We start from the raw sequence: 17,060 nt of genomic DNA, 5'->3' as shown, positions 1-17,060 counted from the left end.
CAAAATGAACTGTTGGCTCAATCACAAATTAAACCTCACTCTCGTCGTTTAAACACTCAAATATCGATTATTCCGTCTAGGTCACAATATTGTAATACAATATTATAGTAGCATCGTTATCACTGCCTATTAATGATTGCTTACTGAAGGAATACACAATGAAAGCATTTCACTTTACGTTACTTGCTGCCAGCATTGTTGCCGGTTCTGCTGTTGCAGCGACAGGTTCTGAGCTTGCTACCCAATACAAATTAGACCCAAGCAAAGCACCTGCACAAAACTTCGACATGACCAACTGGAAGATCAATCTGCCGGTTTTGACGACAGAAGGACCACGTAAGGGTAAAACACTCGAGATTGCTAAAGAGCAGCTTGGCGATACCAAGACGCCCTATGTTCATCCAGAATGGTTCTATACCGATAAAGAGTCTGGCGCGGTGGTCTTTGTAGCACCGAACGATGCACCTACCACCCCTAACAGTAAAAACACTCGAAGCGAGCTGCGCGCGATGCTTGGTACGGATTATGGTGCGCCAAGCAATAACTTCGTTATTGCATCTCACCCAAATGCCTCTGAATACGGTGCGATTGGTGGCGAGCTAAAGGCAACACTTTCTGTTGATCAAGTTAGCGTTAGCGGTAACTACAAAAAGAACGGCGCGTTTGGTGTCGTAATTGGTCAGATCCACGGCTCTAAAAACGAACCGCTAAAAATCGTATATCGAAAACTTCCAGAGCATGAATACGGTTCTTTAGCTTGGAACTATGAACTAAACCCAACCAAAGACCTACAAAACGCCAAAGATGAAAACGGCAAAAAGCTAAGGAAAGATATTCGTCATGATGTGTTTGGTAAACACAATCTGCGCCAAGGTTCGCAAGATCCTCAAGATGGTATCAAGCTCGGAGAGATCTTCTCTTACAGTGTCAATGTAGAAGGTGACATCATGCACCTAACCTTTACCAAAAATCCAGGTACAGACAAAGAGATCACCAAGACGTACGACATTGACCTTAAAGCTGGTAACTACCAAGGTCATGAGGTCGACCAAGGATACGGCAACGACTGGATGTATTTTAAAGCAGGTGCTTACAATCAATGTAACACCAAGAAATCTAGCTCAGGTTGTGAATGGCGTGGTATGGAAGCGGGCGACTATGTTCAAGCAAGTTTCTATCAGCTAGAACTAAACCAGTAAAAGGTTCTAAAGCATAAAATAACAAAGGGAGCTCAATAACCTATTGAGCTCCCTTTCTTTTATCCTCTATATAAGAAGCAAGTATCGCTTAGAAGCTGTATCGAACACCGATACCTGCACCAATACCAAGTTTCAAATCACTATTATCAAACATCAAATTTGGTGTTAGCTGGGCATAACCGTCCCAGTTTTTGGCAAATGGGAGTTCAACGCCCAGAGCAACTCGTGGTCCAAACTTATCTGATCGCTGGATTTGACCACCGACACCTGCGTACCAGTTAAAAGGTACGTCACCACTAAAACTTCCGCGGCTAAAGATGTAATCAGCGGCAATACCGTCGTTGCCGATGGCAAAGTTCACTGTATTGTTAATTTGACCAACAATACTCAGACCTTGATCCAGACCCATACCAATTTTAAACCCAGAGTTTGAGCTACTACGTGAAGACGAACGAGAAGCCGGTTTCGAGCTAGAAGTTTGCTTCGGTGCCGCTTGATTGCTGCTCGTCGACGTTGATGCTGTCGTTGATGAACTGTTTTGGTCTTCTTCAACTATCTGCCACTGTTCCTCACCGCCTGCAGTTGTATTCGCTAGCGCAAAGGTAGAAGTCAAAGTAAACATTGCTAACGTCGCAATGTGACGGATTCTATTTTTCATATCATCGCTTTCTTGTGTTTGCTGCTCTCGAATATCAATACGGAGCATTGTCATAGTTGGCCGCGCATTTTATGAACTGTGTCAGTCGCAATGTCATCACAGAGCAAAAACTGGGCAAAATTGATATTAGATGTAACGTAATAAGGGTGGCAATGAACCACCCTATATAAAGACGAAGAAATGAAAGAATGATACAGGCTTGATCTAAATAGAAGAGTTTGTATTACTTTTGTTGAAAATTAACGACACTGAGTTCACACAGAAACGCTGTCCTGTTGTCTGTGGTCCGTCCTCAAATACATGCCCTAAGTGGCTATCACATCCGCTACATCGTATTTCTACACGCACCATACCGTGACTTGTATCATCCAAATAACGAATGGCAGACTCGTTGATAGGCGCATCGAAGCTAGGCCACCCGCAGCCAGAGTCGTACTTGTTGTCTGAGTTAAATAGTGGTGCCTCACAGCATGTGCAGTGGTACAGTCCAGTGTCTTTGTTATGGAGCAATGTACCAGTGAAAGGGGCTTCTGTGCCTTGCTGTCGACATACTCGATATTGCTCTTCTGTTAGGGTCTCACGCCAGTATTCATCTGGCTTGGCTCTATTTTTGTTTTCCCCGGTCATCTCCTTTACACCCTCTTTTTTATTGTCTACATTTTAATCAGCGCACACTTAATACGTGTAATAAACTTGGTTGTAGCACATTGTTGTCAATTACCCACTCAAGTGTGTCTAACATGTTAACTCACCTTGTCCTCAAGGTTAAATACATAAAGCAAATCATTACAGAGTCACGACCTAAGTTCAAAAAAACGTCATTTAATACCGAATGTTAAGAAAAGCGACACTTTTTTTTGACTTTAGACAAATTAATTCCGATTATCTATTGAAGTTAGTGACTGGATTCTGTAATTTTACTACCAGTTATCTTTAAACAGAAATTAAGTTGTGGAGCAACTATAATGACTATCAAAGTAGGTATTAACGGTTTTGGCCGTATCGGTCGTTTCGTATTTCGTGCAGCGCAAGAGCGCAACGACATCGAAGTAGTAGGTATTAACGATCTAATCGACGTTGAGTACATGGCATACATGCTTAAGTACGATTCAACTCACGGCCGTTTCAACGGTACTGTTGAAGTTGAAGGCGGTAACCTAATCGTTAACGGCAAAACTGTACGTGTAACTGCAGAGCGCAACCCAGAAGACCTAAAATGGGACGCAATCGACGTTGACGTTGTTGCTGAAGCAACTGGTCTTTTCCTAACTGACGAGACTGCACGTAAGCACATCACTGCTGGCGCGAAGAAAGTTGTACTAACTGGTCCTTCTAAAGACGCTACTCCAATGTTCGTAATGGGCGTTAACCAAGACACTTACGCTGGTCAAGACATCGTTTCTAACGCTTCTTGTACTACTAACTGTCTAGCGCCTATCGCTAAAGTTCTTAACGACGAGTTCGGTATCGAATCTGGTCTTATGACTACAGTTCACGCTACTACAGCTACTCAAAAAACTGTAGACGGTCCTTCTGCTAAAGACTGGCGCGGTGGTCGTGGTGCTTCTCAGAACATCATCCCATCTTCAACTGGTGCTGCTAAAGCTGTAGGCGTTGTTCTTCCAGAACTAAACGGCAAACTAACTGGTATGGCTTTCCGCGTACCAACTGCTAACGTTTCTGTAGTTGACCTAACTGTTAACCTTAAGAACGGTGCATCTTACGAAGCTATCTGTGCAGCTATGAAAGCAGCATCTGAAGGTTCTCTAAAAGGTGTTCTAGGTTACACTGAAGACCAAGTTGTTTCTCAAGACTTCATCGGTGAAGTTCAAACTTCAGTATTCGATGCTAAAGCTGGTATCGCTCTAACTGACAACTTCGTTAAAGTTGTATCTTGGTACGACAACGAAATCGGTTACTCAAACAAAGTTCTAGACCTAATCGCTCACATCTCTAAGTAATGTAAGCTTTTAGCTGAATGTTTGTAATAAAGGCGACTCTTGGGGTCGCCTTTTTAGTATCTGTTTCTGGGTCCAATCGACACCTGGGAGCTATCCCTTCTCCCTAGGAACCAGAGACTTAACCTAGGAAGTTACACTATGGATTTGTCTGTATTACCTACCCTAACCGTTCTCTCTGATTACGTAACTATCGCACAGCTTGGCGATAATAAAATGGTTCGCGTTCTTCACCCAAAAGCCTCAGCTGCTATTTCTCTGCACGGTGGTCATGTTGTTTCATTCAAGCCAGAAGGCCAAGAAGACCTTATTTGGATGAGCAAAGACGCTGTTTATGACAACAAAGCAGCCATACGTGGCGGGATCCCAGTTTGCTGGCCGTGGTTCGGTCGCATCGCCGCACCCGCTCATGGCTTCGCTCGCAACAGTACTTGGGAGCTGATTGAACACCGTGAAAGCGACAATGGCGTGATTGTTAGCATTGGCTTGACCGATAACGAATCTAGTCGTGAAATCTGGCCGCATAAGTTTCAGCTCGTCCTCAATGTTGAAGTGTCAGAAACGCTGAAAGTAACCCTAGATGTCACCAACACAGATAGCACACCATGGCGCTTCTCTGGAGCCCTTCATACTTACCTAAACCTAGGCGATATCCATCAAATGGAAGTCACTGGAATGGGTACGACTTACGTCGACAGCCTTCTCGATAGCAAACTGTGCGAAGGCCAAGAAGTACTCACTCTTACCGATACTGTCGACCGAGTATACACAGCACCAGAGAGTGAAATCGTACTTCATGACAATGCTTGGAACCGCAAACTGTCCGTGAAAAACGAAGGTGCAAACTCTGCCGTGCTTTGGAACCCTTGGAAATTAGGCGCAGAATCAATGGGCGACATGAACAATGACGGTTACTTATCTATGTTCTGTATTGAGTCGACCCTGCACGCTAACTCGTTAGAAGAAGGGAAAGAGCTAGCACCGGGTGAAAGCCACCAGCTTACTACTCATATCGCCGCCAAATAACCCCTATAAAAGGAAGTTATTCGCAGACTGAATTGCTTCCCACCCTTGATATGGTTAGACTTACGAAAATTTTCGTCGAGTCTAACCTATGTCCTATCAATGTCCTCTCTGTCAGCAACCGCTCACTCTTGACGATAGAAGCTATCGCTGCAGCAACAATCACCAGTTCGACAAAGCAAAAGAAGGCTACGTCAATCTGATGCCAGTCCAACACAAGCGTTCGAAAGATCCGGGTGATAACAAAGAGATGATGCAGGCAAGGCGTACCTTTCTGGCGCACGATTTTTACGCACCGATGCGAGATAAGGTGACCGACACTCTGAAATCGACTCTTAACGCTAACAAAGGCACAGTACTCGATATCGGTTGTGGCGAAGGGTATTACACCAGCTATTTTGCCGATGTACTAGGCGAAGACCTAAGCTTTTATGGTCTAGATATCTCTAAGGTCGCCATTCGGTATGGTGCTAAGCGCTACAACAAGGTTAACTTTTGTGTTGCTTCTAGCCACAAGCTACCGTTTTCTGACGCTAGCTTAGCCGCCGTTATTCGAATCTATGCACCCTGTAAGCATGAAGAGCTTCATCGCTGTATCGAGACTGGCGGTATTATGTTGACTGTGACTCCGGGTAGCCACCACCTGTATGAGTTGCGCGAACTCATCTACTCTGATGTGCGCCTACACGACGAATCTGCTGAAGAGATCGAAGGATTTGAATTAGTATCGGAAAGCAAACTAGACTACAACATGAACCTTAGTGGCGAACAAGCGTATGATTTGTTACAGATGACGCCATTTGCATGGAAAGCGAATCAAGAACTTAGAGAGAGTCTCAGCAAAGCCGATCATTTCGACTGTCGAGCAGACTTCATGGTACGAGCATACCGCAAAATGTAATGATATTAGTTATCAATTGCATTGAGATAAAGCGTAATCTCCATTACCATATCAGTTCCAAGATAGCCTTCCTATGAAGGCTATTTTTCTATATAGAGAACGATTATGAAAGCTTACCCTCTTGCCCTTGTACTGACTTTACTCGTTGGGTGTACCTCATCAAACGCGCCTCAGCAATCAGCGTCTCAACCCTCTTTTTCCGAGGGCTCCTCAATAGAACAGAATACCCCTCTGAGGTCGTTTTACGACTATCAACTTTATACACCATCCGGCGAAGCGCTGAATCTCGATAATCTGCCTTCAGAGCTTTTAGAAGCGGACGTTATTCTGGTTGGCGAGTGGCACACTCACAGTGGTATTCACCGTTTTCAAACTGACTTACTAAAAGCTCTGGTATTTGAAAACGACAGTCTTGCTCTCTCTATGGAGCAGTTCACCCGAGATAATCAAAACGTTGTCGACGAATACTTAGCTTCCGAGATCGGCGAACAGACGCTAATTAAACAAGGTGGCGGTTGGCCAAACTACGAGAGTGATTATCGCCCGCTTGTAGAGCTCGCTAAACAAGCCGACCTACCTATTATTGCAAGTAATGCTCCTAAGCCCATCGTTCGCTGTATTGGCAGACAAGGCTTGGACTACCTCGACAAGCTTGACGGCGCACAACGAGCATATGTAGCGACAAAAATTGACACGTCGTCATCGCCTTACAAAGACAAGTTTATGGCCTCAATGCACCATGGCGACAAGGCACAAACAGAAAGACAGTACGCTGCACAACTCACTTGGGATGCCACAATGGCAGAGAGTATCGTCAATTACCTAAACCAACACAACAGCAGCCAAGTACTCCATGTAGCGGGCAAGTTTCATATCGAACAGGGGCTTGGTACTGCCGCTCAGATCCAATTACTAAACCCTGAACTCAACGTCGTTGTCATCTCACCGGTAACCAGCGTGTCCGATGATTCAACCGATTATCAACTCCATGTCCTTGAACCGCCAGTGCGTTTTGTAAAACAAGAAAACCGCATGAAGGCATATCAAGGATTACACAAACGCAACGACACACTAACGTGTGACTAAGCCCAGTTTTGTGTTTTTAGATTAATAAGCCATTCAATTGGCTTGTTAATTGCTTAGCTAACTTTCATTAACCAGTTCTATGTCTCACACAGAGAAATTTTTATAAAGTTTTTGCCATCAATGACGACATAGTAATTGATAACGCTAATGGAGATAGCTATGCAAAGCGTCAATTCTAACCTGCCAACTCAGACTCAGTCGCTCGGTAATAAAGCGTTGACGTCTAACCTTGTAACTGCAGAAACAAGTGGCAACACTTTGCCGGTGAAACAAGGCGACAGTGTATCCATCTCTCCTCAGGCAAAGGCGCTTTTAGAACAAGAAGCAAAAGCTGAACAAAAAACGGCATCGAATGAGAAAGCGAACGCGAAAGAAGAAGAAGGTATGGGTAAATCCGTCCAATCCTTTGCTCACGGAGCTTTAGGCATGGATCATCCCGATGACCTAAAAGAGCAAGAAGATACCTCATACTCACTTGGGCAATACGCTTCCGCTGCCGTTACCATCGGTGCATTAATCCTCGCACTCGCTTAACTAACTACCCTTTGTCCTGTCGACAAATAACGCGATTTGAGCGATCACTTCGAGTCAAAAGATAATAACCTTTCTTTAACTCGAATGTGATCCTATGGACCGTTACTTTAAACTTATCGATAAGCCCACTTTTTTCGGTGCTATCGCATTACTGCTCGCTGTCATCATTCCGCTGATAGTCTTTCCTGAACAAGGCGCACATCTTATTGCGCAAGCCAAGCTGATCATGACGGATAAGTTTGGGTTCCTATATTTGGCACTTGGTCTCGCTGCTCTCTTCTTTATGGTATTCATCATTTTTAGCGACATCGGCCAAATCAAACTGGGAGACCCTGACGAAGCACCGGAGTTCAAAACCTCTTCTTGGGCTGCAATGTTATTTTGCGGCGGCATTGGGGCCAGCATTCTGTACTGGGGCTGTATTGAGTGGGCATATTATTACCAATCGCCTCCATTTCAATTAGAACCAGGCAGTGAGGAAGCCATTCGCTGGGCTGCGACCTATGGTATTTTCCACTGGGGGCCTATCGCTTGGGCTATCTACCTTATCCCTGCATTACCGATTGCCTACTTCTTTTATGTCCGCAAGCAGCCAGCGCTTAAGGTTTCGAGTGCCCTAATCCCAGTGATTGGTGAGAAACACACGTTTGGCGCTGTGGGCAAGCTCATCGATGTGCTGTTTATCTTTGGTCTTCTTGGTGGTGCAGCAACAACACTAGGTTTAGCAGCACCACTGATTAGTGAAGGGTTGAGCGTTCTGTTTGGCTTACCTCAAAACACTTATACTCAAATCGGTGTTCTCGCTGTATGTACAGCTATCTTTGCTTACTCGTCGTTCGCAGGAATGGAAAAAGGCATCAAGATCCTCAGCAACATCAACTTCTGGGGCGCGATGCTATTACTTGCCATTGTCTTGCTGCTTGGTCCAACAATCTTCATTTTGGAGACAGGCTTAGATTCAATCGGTCGAATGATGTCGAACTTCTTTGTTATGGCGACATGGGCTGAACCATTTGGCGGCTACGGCAGCTTCGACGATACTCACTTCCCACAAGATTGGACTATTTTCTATTGGGCGTGGTGGCTCGTATTTGCACCAAGTATGGGGCTATTCGTTGCTCGCATTTCGCGAGGCAGAACCATCAAACAAATGGTCGCAGGTTCGCTGTTCTTTGGATCAAGCGGCTGCTTCCTATTCTTTATCATCTTAGGTAACTACGGCTTATCGCTCCAGCTATCAGGGCAGCTTGATATCGTCGGTATCCTAAATGAACATGGCGCGACAAAAGCCATCTTCTCCATGTTGTCAGAACTGCCGTTCTCATGGTTCATCATTTTATTGTTTACCATGCTATGTATCATCTTTACTGCGACTACTTTCGACTCTATTTCTTACATCTTAGCGTCCGTAGTACAAAAGGATGTTACCCAAGAGCCTATGCGCTGGAACCGTTTGTTCTGGGCGTTCACGCTCAGCTTTATGCCTGCGGTTCTTATGTTCTTAGGTGGGCTAAGCACACTGCAAACTGCTGCTATCGTTGGTGGTCTGCCGCTACTTGGTATTGCTGTTATGCTGATGATCTCGGCAGTGAAAGCAACCACGCTCGATATTCGTCACCAAGAAGACTATGTCGAGCCAACCATCAACATCGAAGATCTACCGGAGTTCGACCCTTGGTCGCATGAAGGGGTAGCGCTAGCAAACTTTGAAAAGTGCCGCGACGTTGCCCAAATGGCAGCTGATGCGGAGAGAGAAGCTATGCAAGCCCTGTTCAAGGTGAAAAAGCGCATTCGTGCGTATGCGTTAGAGCACTCTACAGACGAGAGCAAAGCGATTCCTGATCACCTACAACAAGAGCTTGAAGCTGCATTGCAGGCACTCAGCGAAGCGCAAGACCAAAAAGAGCAATCTTCATTGGCCGCGCAAGAGGCTCGCTCCCGCTTTACCGAGGTATGTGCCGAAGCCTAAGCTCGGTTGTCTGATAACAAAAAAGCAGGTCTAGTTAGACCTGCTTTTTTAACTTCTTGGGAAATTAACGCGAAGGATGGTTGATGATGTGATCTTCCCAATCCACTACATCTATCTCGTACACCACTTTATTGCGAACGCTCTCACCGGCAGCGTGCATCGCTGACTTAGAACCAGTAATTAGCGGATGCCACTCTGGGATCGATTTGCCTTCCGAAAGCAAGCGGTAAGAGCAAGTCTCTGGCAGCCAGTTGAACTCACTAATTTTGTCGCGAGTTAGCTTGAGGCACTCTTCACCAGATTGAAAACGATTTGGGTAATCTTTGCATGAGCAGGTTTTACTGTTTAGCCAACTACAAGCAACGTTGGTGTAATACACTTCATCACTGTCTTCATCCATGAGTTTATGCAGGCAACATTTGCCGCAGCCATCACAGAGAGATTCCCATTGTGATTCGCTCATTTCTTCAAGTGGCGTGGTTTCCCAAAACGCATTGCTCATTCGTGTTACCCTTTTCTTCGTTGGAGGCGTGTTATACCTCTAGAGGCTAAAAACTGCAAGTATTGATGCATGATTCACATATGTACAATTCTAGCGCATCTGGTAAACTCGCCGCCTTCAAGATAGAGGGTGTAATGATGGATTGTCGTTTAGGTTGTGGGGCATGTTGTATTGCTCCAAGTATTTCTTCGCCTATACCTGGTATGCCAAATGGCAAACCAAGCGGAGTGCGTTGCATTCAGCTAGATGACCGAAATTTGTGTAAGTTATTTGGAAAACCAGAGCGCCCGAAAGTCTGTCACAACTTCAAAGCCTGCCCTGACGTTTGTGCCGATAATAACGCCAAAGCGTTGGAAAACATCCTCGAGCTAGAACGCCTAACCTAACCAGTGCACCGACCAAGGGTTATATAAGTACTTACTAACTCGGTACAATTTCATCTCAAACACTAGCGCTTCTGCTTATATGAACTATTGTCATGTAAACCACGTTGACAAATAAGGTGTCTGATATGAATAAATATTTGGCGGAGTTGTTTGGTACGTTTTGGCTCGTTTTAGGTGGCTGTGGGTCAGCTGTCTTAGCCGCAGCATTTCCCGATGTCGGCATCGGATTGCTCGGAGTATCCCTCGCATTTGGCTTAACAGTACTTACGATGGCCTTCGCCATTGGTCATATTTCTGGGTGTCACCTCAATCCCGCTGTGAGTATTGGTTTGTGGGCAGGTGGGCGATTTGACGCTAAAGAACTGGTTCCCTACATTATCGCTCAAGTGATTGGCGGTGTACTTGCCGGTGGTATCCTTTACGTTATCGCCTCGGGTCAGGCTGGATTTGATGCTGCAAGCTCAGGTTTTGCATCCAATGGCTATGGTGATAATTCTCCAGGTCAATATTCGTTGACCGCAGCTCTAGTGACAGAGGTTGTAATGACAGCCATGTTCCTAATCGTCATTATGGGCTCAACAGATAAACGCGCACCCGCTGGTTTTGCGCCTATTGCTATCGGTCTTTGTTTGACGCTTATCCACTTAATCAGTATCCCTGTCACTAATACATCTGTTAACCCTGCAAGAAGTACTGGCGTCGCACTGTACGTTGGCGACTGGGCAGTCGCTCAGTTATGGCTATTCTGGGTCGCGCCTATTATTGGTGCTGTTATCGGAGCTTGGATTTATAGATCTCTGATTGGTAGCAATAGCGAATAAGGTTTGTCGCTTAAGAGAACGATCAAAAAAGGCGCGATGTTATCGCGCCTTTTAAATTATTTCGTTAGATAGCAAAGTCTGCTGTCGAAAGAGCAACATCAGATTTTTTGACGCCCCATCAATGAGTGCGACAAGGTCGTTCCATCTACTAACTCAAGCTCACCACCTACAGGAACACCGTGCGCGATACGGCTCGCTGACACCTTGTGCTCGTGGCAAAGCTCTGCAATATAGTGCGCCGTTGCTTCACCTTCAACGGTTGGGTTTGTCGCCAAGATAACCTCGCCGATATCGCCTTGTCTGAGTCTGTAATCGAGAACATCAAGACCAATATCGCTTGGGCCTATACCATCTAACGGAGACAAGTGCCCCATTAAAACAAAGTAACGACCAGAAAATTGACCGGTTGCTTCCACTGCTGCGATATCCGCTGGACTTTCAACAACGCACAACTGACCGTTCTCTTTACGCTTGGGATTACTGCAAATGTGGCAGATTTCTTCTTCGGTAAACGTACGGCACTGTTGGCAGTGACCGATTTCAGTCATTGCGTTAGAAAGTGCATCCGCGAGCTGAAGGCCGCCTTTTCGGTCTCGCTGTAACAAATGAAAGGCCATGCGTTGTGCTGACTTAGGACCAACCCCAGGTAAGCATCGCAAGGCCTCCATCAAATGCTCCAGCATATGGCTAGTTCGCATTAATTATGTCTCTAATCTTCCAATTAGAAAGGCATTTTCATGCCTGGTGGAAGTTGCATACCACCAGTTACTGACGCCATTTTTTCCTTTTGAGTTTCCTCAACACGACGAGCTGCATCGTTGAACGCAGCTGCGATCAAATCTTCTAGCATCTCTTTGTCGTCTTCCATCAAGCTCTCATCGATCTCAACACGACGCGTGCTGTGGCTACCAGTGATAGTCACCTTAACAAGGCCAGCACCAGACTCGCCAGTTACTTCCATGTTCGCGATTTCTTCTTGAAGCTTTTGCATGCGATCTTGCATCTGCTGGGCTTGCTTCATCAGGTTGCCCATACCACCTTTACCAAACATAGGTTTCTCTCGGTTTATTCATAGTTCAATTGATAACATGGGGTCGCATTCATCGATTACAACCCCGCCCTTCCTTAAGCATACATCTAAGCCTAAGAAAGTGAGTGACTTATAAAGGTCTTATACTCTCTTCATCTAACTGCGCAGCAAAACGAGTTAGCATAAACTGTACGTTAGGATCCATTTGTAGGCTTTTCGCCGCCTCTGTCAGTTTCATCTGGTACAGATTTTCTCGAAGCTCGAGTGGCGTAGTCCCTTGTTCAGACACCTCTATAGAAAGGTGACACTCTTCTCCTAGTAAGACATTTAAGCCAGCGAGTAGTTCGGACTGGTTTTTGTCAGAGTTTAGGTGTGCATGAGTTTGTCTCAATCCTAATTGAATTGACGTGCCATCTTTCTGATAGACAGAGTTCAGAGCGAGCTGCTGAACCAACTTGCCAATATCGAGTTTCTCAATCATATCCGCCCAAGCATCTTGCGCGGCGGCTTCCGTCGTTAGACGCTGCGCCATTTCTGGCGTTTTCTCGTGCTCAAGCGCTTTTTTCAACGTGGACGGTTTAATCGTCGGCTTAATTTGTTGCTGTGCGACATTACTCGACGGACGCCATTGGTATGGCTCATTCGCGTTAGCTTGCTCTGTTTTGGTCTCCGCGACATCTGACACGCTGGTCGGGCTTGCAGCTCGACCTTGAGTACGCATAGCTACTCGCTCCAAGACTGAGCTTGGTTCAGATGACGCCTTAGGCTTTTTCCTGGGTTCGTCCCCGAGGGTTGCGTATTTTGTCCTGCAGACTGCCTACGAGATCGCAACTGATGACGCAAACCGCCGGCCGCTCTAGCTGGCGCACTCTCTTGAGGCGCAGCGGGTGCCACGGGTTGCGACGGTGCTGCTGCATTCACATCTGGTTGCATCTGTGGCTGAGGTGCTCGTTGCGGAGTTCCTTGCATTGGTGCCGGTGGCGGCATCTGCGAGGTATCAATATAAGGCTCTGGTCCATCTTCATATTGCGGAATAGAACCTGCGTATTGAGGCGCGCTCTGCGTATGAGCCATTGGCTGCGTTGACATCGTCTGTGAAGGTGCGGTCTGCACTGGTGCTGTCGGTGCTGGCGCAGTTTGCGCCGCTGGAACCGTTTGAGGCTGACTCGGCGCTGCATTTATCTCACTAGCCGCTACTTGACTGACAGGTCTGAAAGCCAGCATCCTCAGTAACGTCATTTCTACAGCAACACGTTGGGAAGGCGAAAACGGTAATTCTTGTCGTCCTTTCAGCGCAATCTGATAATAGAGTTGCACATCGGTAGCTTGCAGTGCTCCCGCAAGGTGTCGAATTTTATCACCATCGGCAACAGCGTTATCCACACTGGTTGGTAATGCTTGAGCCAATGCGATGCGATGTAACTGCGTCGCCAATTCAGACAGTAATACGTCCCAATCGACACCATTGTCTGCCAGGCTATTCAGTCTAGCCATCACTTGCTCTGCGTCACCCGTAGAAATAGCCTCGAGTAACTGCAATGCTTGAGCCGTGTCCAAAGTGCCCAGCATCTGACTAACGATATCCGTAGAAACATTACCGCTACCTAGGGCGATAGCTTGATCGGTCAGGCTCAGTGCATCACGCATACTGCCATCAGCTGCATGCGCAAGCAGCGCTAGGGCTCGACGTTCTTGAGAGACTTGCTCCTCAGTCAGAACGTGCTCTAGTTGCTGCTGAATATTGTCGACGGTGATCGGCTTGAGATGGAACTGAAGACAACGAGACAAAATCGTCATTGGAAGCTTTTGCGGGTCCGTAGTGGCAAGCAAAAACTTCACGTACTCTGGCGGCTCCTCTAACGTTTTCAACAACGCATTGAAGCTGTGACGCGATAGCATATGAACTTCGTCAATAAGGTAGACCTTAAAGCGAGAGCGAGCAGGTTTGTACTGGACGTTGTCCAGCAATTCTCTGGTATCTTCGACCTTAGTTCGCGACGCCGCATCGATCTCTAACAAATCAACACTGCGCCCCTCATCGATCTCTTTACACGTCGAGCATTGACCACACGGTGTCGCAGTGATCCCTGTTTCACAGTTCAGCCCTTTTGCAAACAATCGACCTATTGTCGTTTTGCCCACACCTCGAGTACCGCTAAATAGGTACGCATGGTGCAGTCTGTTTTGGTCAAGCGCATTCTCCAGTGCCGTTAGCACGTGAGCTTGCCCCACCACTTCCGAGAATTTCTTTGGTCGCCATTTTCTAGCTAGCGCGAGATAACTCATGAGGTGTCCTAATTAATGGCCTTCAAATTCACACAAGCTGTAGACTTCAATGCCTAGAGCTTCAAGGCGCTTATCGCCACCGATTTCCGGTAGGTTGATGACAAATGCAGCGTGCTGTACGTCACCACCAAGCTTGCGAATAAGTTTAGTCGTGGCTTCAATCGTACCACCAGTCGCAAGAAGGTCGTCGACCATCAGTACTTTATCGCCTTCTACGATAGCGTCTGTGTGGATCTCTAGAGTATCCGTGCCGTATTCAAGTTCATACGACTGTGCCACCGTTTCACGTGGCAGTTTACCTGGCTTACGCACAGGCACAAAACCCAGACCGAGCTCTAGCGCAAGCGGAGCGCCAAATAGGAAACCGCGCGCTTCAGTGCCCACAATCTTAGTGAAGCCTTGATCTTTGTATTTCTCTACCAGCAGCTCAATTGTCGCTTGGTATGCCGCAGCATCTTCCATCAGACTTGTTACATCGCGGAACAAAATACCTGGCTTTGGGTAGTCCGGAATGCTTTTGATGCTTGCTTTGATAAGGGAAATTTTGTCGATTGTCATAGTATTGATCTCTGGAAAGGTCTTTGAATGCCTGACGTTCAGAGTACGGGTCCAGCGTGTTTATGCACCGTAGCAACTACGCCACTCGCTAGATACGTTCATTCTGTAGGTATAAATAAAACGCCCACATTATCGGTGGGCACACAACCCTTTAATGTTAGTGATTTTCGTGTTGATCAGCAACGGGCGGTTTCACAGGAATCCGCAAAAAGAAGGTAAAAATGACTAAGAACAGAGTGAACAGCATAACTTTTAACCAAACCCCATTCACTACGAAGATAGAGAGAGAAAAGCTGAGTACGATAAACACCGCACCTTTCTGTTTCACCGATTTTGTCACGCGCCTCTCCTGCTCCCAATCAGTAATAATCGGGCCCAATTTAGGATGAGTCTGTAGCCAGTGATGAAAAGCCGGACTGCCGCGAAAAAAGCAGGCGCTCGCTAAAAGAAGGAATGGTGTTGTCGGTAATAAAGGAAGGACTATACCGACCACACCTAAAACTACTGAAATGATACCAACTGTGTTCCAAAGAAGTCGTTTTACAGTGGTGAGATTGTCTCTGGTCAAAAACCCGCGTATCCGTTCATTACTCTAATCCAAGTGAGAGTAGCGGGAAGCGTAGGGATAAGCAATGCTGCGATGAAACCTAAAAAGTAAAAAATATTGTATGGTTCTTTGAATTCTGAATCTGACATGACTTTGCTCTTGGGTATAGTTGTAATAAAAAGGGAGGCAATCGCCTCCCAATGCTGTAACATTTTCACTATATACCAATTACATTTCGTCAAAAACAGATGAAAAGTAGGGTTATTCTCAATCGTAATTTGATTTAACCAAACTATACCAAGCGAATATCCCAGCTGAAGCTGCTCGTGCCAACCTGACTCAATGTCAGCTTGCCTGCGTCGTTAAGCGCCAAATCTTTGGTCATAAAATTACCCAAGCAGTTTTCGCCCAACTTTTTACCTCCAGCTACGTTGAAATGAGCCTGTCCGTTCTCCCAGCGACAGTTCAAACCTGCAGGAAGGATAGATAAAGATCCATCGTTAAGGTCGATGCTGCCAAACAGCGCATTCACAGGTCCTGTTCCATTTGCACAGGTCATCCCTTTCTCGATATCACGAGCCAACCCTTTCAGATCAACGCTATTGTGTTGAAGTCGACGGACGTAATCATCAAACAAGGTTCTGACTAGCAAGGTACTCGCCACACCGCCATCTTCGGCAGAATCGGCGTCGACTAGATAAAACGCCAGTTGACCACTCATTAACCACGTGTAGTCGAATACCAAGGGTAAACTGTTCGCGGACTGAAGTAGCCGGTAACTGCTACGCCAAGCTCCGAGCGCAGAATCTTTCTCTGGCAGCAAGGCGGTTAACAACTCTCTCGCCGCGTTGGGGTTCTGTTGAAGATACTCCAAATGCCAGTGAAGCTCCTTTTCCTCGTCTGTGCCGCCTGGTTCACCATCTTCAAGATGGAACCATCGACTAACAAAGTCAGATTGCTCACCCACGCTAGAATTCTCTTCGATCACTACATCGATAGCCTCGGCCAGATAACGGTAGTCGCTAAGCGGCTTGGTGAGGAAGTCTTTTACGCCCATCCTCAGTGCTTTCGCAACATCCCCCATGTCACCAGTCGCCGAAATGACGATGACGGGCAAAGATGGATATTCCACCCTTACCTCTTCGGTAAACTCCATACCAGTAAGCAGTGGCATGGCTAAATCACAGAGGACCAGATCAGGCTGAACCTCTCCTAACATCTTTAGTGCTTCTAGACCATCGCCCGCTTCGACGACCTGATGACCAATTGCTTCTAAGAACTTTCTGGTCACACTTCGGAAGATGGGGTCATCGTCGACGACCATAACCCTAGCACTATGCTGTTGCTGTATAGCAACGGCGACTTGACTGTCGGTTTTAGACATAAAAATACGCCTCACAAAAATCTATTGAGCGTTTAATTGTTATTATTTTTGGTTTACATCAAACGTCGTATCGTAAGGAAACGCTACAATGATGCAATTAATTGACTATTGAACTCAGCATACAATCCTCTCCTGAGTACTTTAACTGTAGGCAGAAATCCACTTTTATACAAATGCCCCCATTTGTGGCATTATCTTATGTTCTAGGTTTTGTTATA

17 protein-coding genes and 1 pseudogene are annotated in these 17,060 nt (G+C 46.2%); 9 read left to right on the top strand and 9 right to left on the bottom strand.

Annotated elements, in window-relative coordinates; genetic code table 11:
• Positions 1-158: 158 nt before the first annotated feature.
• Positions 159-1,199, top strand: coding sequence for a polysaccharide lyase family 7 protein (locus AC6I8Y_RS05440; protein ID WP_234494117.1), 1,041 nt, complete (start codon positions 159-161; stop codon positions 1,197-1,199).
• An 88-nt stretch (positions 1,200-1,287) separates the two neighbouring features.
• Here the strand turns inward: AC6I8Y_RS05440 and AC6I8Y_RS05435 are convergent, their stop codons facing one another.
• Together AC6I8Y_RS05435 and msrB are read right to left on the bottom strand one after the other, a co-directional pair.
• Positions 1,288-1,857, bottom strand: a complete 570-nt coding sequence (locus AC6I8Y_RS05435) for a hypothetical protein (protein WP_234494118.1) — start codon at positions 1,855-1,857, stop codon at positions 1,288-1,290.
• 204 nt (positions 1,858-2,061) lie between these two features.
• Complete coding sequence (msrB, locus tag AC6I8Y_RS05430; protein ID WP_394152708.1) at positions 2,062-2,484, bottom strand: peptide-methionine (R)-S-oxide reductase MsrB; 423 nt, start codon at positions 2,482-2,484, stop codon at positions 2,062-2,064.
• A 338-nt stretch (positions 2,485-2,822) separates the two neighbouring features.
• Here msrB and gap point away from each other — a divergent pair, with 338 nt between their 5' ends.
• From gap to AC6I8Y_RS05400, 6 genes are all read left to right on the top strand, one after another.
• Positions 2,823-3,818 (top strand): type I glyceraldehyde-3-phosphate dehydrogenase, encoded by a 996-nt coding sequence (gene gap / locus AC6I8Y_RS05425; RefSeq protein ID WP_008080593.1) that lies wholly within the window; start codon positions 2,823-2,825, stop codon positions 3,816-3,818.
• Positions 3,819-3,956: 138 nt separating this feature from the next.
• Positions 3,957-4,841 (top strand): D-hexose-6-phosphate mutarotase, encoded by an 885-nt coding sequence (locus tag AC6I8Y_RS05420; RefSeq protein WP_498020996.1) that lies wholly within the window; start codon positions 3,957-3,959, stop codon positions 4,839-4,841.
• Between the two features lie 88 nt (positions 4,842-4,929).
• Positions 4,930-5,739, top strand: a complete 810-nt coding sequence (rlmA, locus tag AC6I8Y_RS05415; RefSeq protein WP_498020995.1) for a 23S rRNA (guanine(745)-N(1))-methyltransferase — start codon at positions 4,930-4,932, stop codon at positions 5,737-5,739.
• A 105-nt stretch (positions 5,740-5,844) separates the two neighbouring features.
• Positions 5,845-6,825 carry a ChaN family lipoprotein gene (locus tag AC6I8Y_RS05410; protein ID WP_498020994.1) on the top strand — a complete coding sequence of 327 codons (981 nt, stop codon included), beginning with the start codon at positions 5,845-5,847 and terminating at the stop codon, positions 6,823-6,825.
• 159 nt (positions 6,826-6,984) lie between these two features.
• Entirely contained in the window at positions 6,985-7,359 is a 375-nt protein-coding gene (locus tag AC6I8Y_RS05405; RefSeq protein ID WP_234494122.1) for a hypothetical protein, read from the top strand.
• A gap of 94 nt (positions 7,360-7,453) precedes the next feature.
• Positions 7,454-9,328: a BCCT family transporter gene (locus AC6I8Y_RS05400; protein ID WP_498020993.1), complete on the top strand. Its 1,875-nt coding sequence runs from the start codon at positions 7,454-7,456 to the stop codon at positions 9,326-9,328.
• Positions 9,329-9,392: 64 nt separating this feature from the next.
• On the opposite strand, the gene AC6I8Y_RS05395 is transcribed toward AC6I8Y_RS05400, so the two are convergent.
• Positions 9,393-9,830, bottom strand: coding sequence for a YcgN family cysteine cluster protein (locus tag AC6I8Y_RS05395; protein ID WP_042474321.1), 438 nt, complete (start codon positions 9,828-9,830; stop codon positions 9,393-9,395).
• A 137-nt stretch (positions 9,831-9,967) separates the two neighbouring features.
• Between AC6I8Y_RS05395 and AC6I8Y_RS05390 the strand changes: the two genes are divergently transcribed.
• Together AC6I8Y_RS05390 and aqpZ are read left to right on the top strand one after the other, a co-directional pair.
• On the top strand, positions 9,968-10,216 hold the full coding sequence (locus AC6I8Y_RS05390; protein WP_234496103.1) for a YkgJ family cysteine cluster protein: 249 nt from the start codon (positions 9,968-9,970) through the stop codon (positions 10,214-10,216).
• A gap of 125 nt (positions 10,217-10,341) precedes the next feature.
• On the top strand, positions 10,342-11,037 hold the full coding sequence (gene aqpZ, locus AC6I8Y_RS05385; RefSeq protein WP_498020992.1) for an aquaporin Z: 696 nt from the start codon (positions 10,342-10,344) through the stop codon (positions 11,035-11,037).
• Positions 11,038-11,135: 98 nt separating this feature from the next.
• On the opposite strand, the gene recR is transcribed toward aqpZ, so the two are convergent.
• The 6 genes and pseudogenes from recR to AC6I8Y_RS05355 all read right to left on the bottom strand — a co-directional run bounded on the left by recR (position 11,136) and on the right by AC6I8Y_RS05355 (position 16,842).
• On the bottom strand, positions 11,136-11,735 hold the full coding sequence (gene recR / locus AC6I8Y_RS05380) for a recombination mediator RecR (protein ID WP_498020991.1): 600 nt from the start codon (positions 11,733-11,735) through the stop codon (positions 11,136-11,138).
• A gap of 23 nt (positions 11,736-11,758) precedes the next feature.
• Positions 11,759-12,088 carry a YbaB/EbfC family nucleoid-associated protein gene (locus AC6I8Y_RS05375; RefSeq protein ID WP_042474318.1) on the bottom strand — a complete coding sequence of 110 codons (330 nt, stop codon included), beginning with the start codon at positions 12,086-12,088 and terminating at the stop codon, positions 11,759-11,761.
• Between the two features lie 109 nt (positions 12,089-12,197).
• A pseudogene (dnaX, locus tag AC6I8Y_RS05370) lies at positions 12,198-14,353 on the bottom strand (DNA polymerase III subunit gamma/tau).
• 12 nt (positions 14,354-14,365) lie between these two features.
• Positions 14,366-14,911: an adenine phosphoribosyltransferase gene (apt, locus tag AC6I8Y_RS05365; RefSeq protein WP_128648192.1), complete on the bottom strand. Its 546-nt coding sequence runs from the start codon at positions 14,909-14,911 to the stop codon at positions 14,366-14,368.
• A gap of 157 nt (positions 14,912-15,068) precedes the next feature.
• Complete coding sequence (locus AC6I8Y_RS05360; protein WP_498021437.1) at positions 15,069-15,404, bottom strand: YbaN family protein; 336 nt, start codon at positions 15,402-15,404, stop codon at positions 15,069-15,071.
• A 346-nt stretch (positions 15,405-15,750) separates the two neighbouring features.
• A complete protein-coding gene (locus AC6I8Y_RS05355; RefSeq protein ID WP_252013992.1) occupies positions 15,751-16,842 on the bottom strand; it encodes a response regulator in 1,092 nt (363 codons plus the stop codon).
• Positions 16,843-17,060: the final 218 nt, after the last annotated feature.

Source organism: Vibrio sp. KUL78 (assembly GCF_059725505.1).
This window is presented reverse-complemented; position numbering and strand designations above follow the sequence as displayed.